The 2,631-nt window shown below is 72.8% G+C and carries 4 protein-coding genes and 2 pseudogenes; 4 read left to right on the top strand and 2 right to left on the bottom strand.

The features are described from left to right. Positions 1-346, top strand: a 346-nt coding sequence (locus ACIQOV_RS36600) for a sensor histidine kinase (protein WP_401055116.1), incomplete at its 5' end; no start/stop codon positions are given. Continuing rightward, positions 334-990, top strand: a complete 657-nt coding sequence (locus ACIQOV_RS36595; RefSeq protein ID WP_387736360.1) for a response regulator — start codon at positions 334-336, stop codon at positions 988-990. The genes ACIQOV_RS36600 and ACIQOV_RS36595, both read left to right, overlap by 13 nt. 72 nt (positions 991-1,062) lie before the next feature. Here ACIQOV_RS36595 and ACIQOV_RS36590 read toward each other — a convergent pair. Then, positions 1,063-1,803: pseudogene (locus ACIQOV_RS36590) on the bottom strand (helicase-related protein); the annotation flags it as partial. Here ACIQOV_RS36590 and ACIQOV_RS36585 point away from each other — a divergent pair. Together ACIQOV_RS36585 and ACIQOV_RS36580 are read left to right on the top strand one after the other, a co-directional pair. Then, positions 1,804-2,079, top strand: a complete 276-nt coding sequence (locus ACIQOV_RS36585) for an HNH endonuclease (RefSeq protein ID WP_401055115.1) — start codon at positions 1,804-1,806, stop codon at positions 2,077-2,079. A 93-nt stretch (positions 2,080-2,172) separates the two neighbouring features. Beyond that, positions 2,173-2,268, top strand: a pseudogene (locus tag ACIQOV_RS36580) (IS5/IS1182 family transposase); the annotation flags it as partial. A gap of 7 nt (positions 2,269-2,275) precedes the next feature. On the opposite strand, the gene ACIQOV_RS36575 reads toward ACIQOV_RS36580, so the two are convergent. Continuing rightward, positions 2,276-2,407: a hypothetical protein gene (locus ACIQOV_RS36575; protein WP_401055114.1), complete on the bottom strand. Its 132-nt coding sequence runs from the start codon at positions 2,405-2,407 to the stop codon at positions 2,276-2,278. Between the last annotated feature and the right edge of the window lie 224 nt (positions 2,408-2,631).

Below are 2,631 nucleotides of genomic sequence, written 5' to 3'. Positions count from 1 at the left end.
GGGCGAGCCGGACACCGGGGACGGCCGGGGCACCCCCTCCCCGGCCGACCCGCCACCGCGCGCACCGGCCGCCGCCGAGGCCGCGGCCTACTTCGTGGTCTCCGAGGCGCTCGCCAACGTCGCCCGGCACAGCGGAGCCCGCAGCGCCCTGGTCCGGCTGCGGATCACCGCGGTCGCCATCGCCGTCCGGGTCGAGGACGACGGCCGGGGCGGCGCCGTCGAGGGCGCCGGAAGCGGCCTGCCCGGCCTGCGCCGCAGGGTCGCCGCCTTCGACGGCACCACACGCCTGTCCAGCCCGCCCGGGGGCCCGACCATCCTGGAAGTGGAGATCCCGTGCGGATCCTGATCGCCGAGGACAACGCCCTGCTCCGCGAAGGCCTCGTCCTGCTGCTGCACAGCGAGGGACACGAGGTGTGCGCGACCGTCGAGCACGGCGACGACCTGCTGCCCGCCCTGCTCGACCACCGCCCCGACGTCGCCGTGGTCGACGTCCGGCTGCCGCCGGACTTCCGCGACGAGGGACTGCGCGCCGCCGTCGAGGCCCGCCGCCGACTGCCCGCACTGCCCGTCCTGATCCTCTCCCAGTACGTCGAACGCGCCTACGCCGCCGAGCTGCTCGCCCAGAGCGCCACCGGCGTCGGCTACCTGCTCAAGGACCGGGTCGGCCGCGCCGAGGAGTTCCTCCAGGCGCTGCGGCGGGTCGCCGAGGGCGGCACCGCGATGGACCCGGAGGTCATCTCCCAGCTGATGGCCCACCGCACCGGCCCCGACCCGCTGGCCGCCCTCACCGCGCGCGAGCGGGAGGTGCTCGCCCTGATGGCCGAGGGCCACAACAACCCGACCATCGCCCGGCTCCTCTTCCTCGCCGAGAGTTCGGTGAACAAGCACATCGGCAGCATCTTCGGCAAGCTCGGCATGCCCACCCCCGACACCGGACACCGCCGGGTGCGCGCCGTCCTCACCTACCTGCGCGCACTCGCGGACAACTGACCGCCCGCCGTCCCGCGCCCCGTTCGTCGCTCGTCGCTCGTCGCTCGTCGCTCGTCGTTCGTCGCTCGTCGCTCATCGGTCGGAGACCGCCAGCCGCAACTGCTCCTCCTCGACGATCAGCGCCGCCAGCGACTGCTCCGACACGTCCACCGCCTCCGGGGTCGACTCCGCCACCTCGCTGCGCCGCGCGTAGTCGTCGAACAGCCTGCCCTTCACCCGCAGCAGGTCCAGCATCCGCTGGTCGACGCTGTCCACGGCCAGCAGCCGGTGCACCCGTACCCGGCGGACCTGCCCCATCCGGTGCGCCCGGGCCACCGCCTGCTCCTCCAGGGTCGGTTTGACCTGCGGCTCGCAGAGGATCACCACCGAGGCGGCCTGGATGTTGAGCCCCACGCCCCCGGCCTGGATCTGGCAGAGCAGCACCGCGTGCCCGGGCGCGGCGGCGAACCCGTCCACCACGTCCTGCCGCCGCATCGAGTCCAGCGAGCCGTCGACCGGCCCGAACGCCCGCTGCTCCAGGGCCGCCTGCACAGCCGCCAGGACGTCCCGGAAGAACGAGAAGACCACCACCTTCAGCCCGCTGTCCGCCGCCTCGCGGACGATCTCCAGCAGCCGGCGCAGCTTCGCCGACTGCGTCGGGTCCGCGTACCCGGCCCGGCGCATCGCCGGGAAGCTGCCCGCTGCGACGGCCGAGCGGTAGGCGGCGAGGTCGGCGGGCGAGAACTCCTCCCACTCGTCCACGTGCACCACCTCGGGCAGCTCGGTCAGCACGTCCCGCTGGTTGCGGCGCAGGTACGCCGGGGCGACCGCCTTATGGACAAGATCAGTCTGGTCCTGGCGGCACGTCAGAAGGGTTCCTGCCCGCTCTGCGGTCAGGCCCTCATCGCTGGGGCGGAATACGAACCGGACAGTCCGCGCGAGTGGATTGAGTGGTTCGACGCCATGAGGAAGAGGCTGCACAAGCACCACTTCACCTACCGGCGAAACGGCGGATCTGATGAGAGCAAGAACCTTCGCCTCGTCCACTCCGAGTGCCATCGCCAGCACCACGCGAGCGATGGCAGACGGGATCAACAGCAGAGCCTGTGAAGCCATTGGGCTTGCTTGAGCCGCGGTGCCTGGAAACAGGCATGCCCGGTTCTGAGGGGGCCGGGCCACGGCAACGTGGCCCGGCTACCCGACAACTTCCGCGCGGTGGCCACGCGGTACGACAAGCGCGGCTACGTCTTCCTTGGCACCGTCACCACGGCAGCAGTTGTCAGCTGGCTGCGAGCTTGATGCCTTCTCACAACGCGAAGGGGCGGTACTCCAGGGCCCGATCGACCACGTCAGCGGCTGTCGGCTCCGGCCGCTCCATCCGCTGGAGGCACAGCTCCGCGAGGGCCGTCGGCCAGTCGCCGGTCAGCGGCGGGCGCATCCGCGACTCCGCGGCGAGGGCCTCGATATGGGCCGCCGCCTCCTCGACGGCCTCCTCGGTCGACCAGTCGGAGATCGGGTCGCGCTCCGGCCGTCAGGGTGCCAGCCACGGACTGGGCGGGCCGCCGAGGACCTCTGCGGCGAGCTCCTCCGCGATCAGCGGGGACATCGACCAAGTCCCGCCGGTGGGGCGGCGTGCGGGACGGGTCGCCCCGCCCGCCGCCC

This window comes from Kitasatospora sp. NPDC091257 (assembly GCF_044757675.1).
Lineage (GTDB): Bacteria > Actinomycetota > Actinomycetes > Streptomycetales > Streptomycetaceae > Kitasatospora > Kitasatospora lactacystinica.
The sequence above is the reverse complement of the archived record's forward strand: the minus strand, read 5'-3'. Positions and strand labels throughout refer to the sequence as shown.

Excerpts from the sequence above, each read along its gene's own strand:
- ACIQOV_RS36575 (WP_401055114.1), bottom strand. The coding sequence starts at position 2,407 with ATGCGCCCGCCGCTGACCGGCGACTGGCCGACGGCCCTCGCGGAGCTG.
- ACIQOV_RS36585 (WP_401055115.1), top strand. The coding sequence starts at position 1,804 with ATGGACAAGATCAGTCTGGTCCTGGCGGCACGTCAGAAGGGTTCCTGC.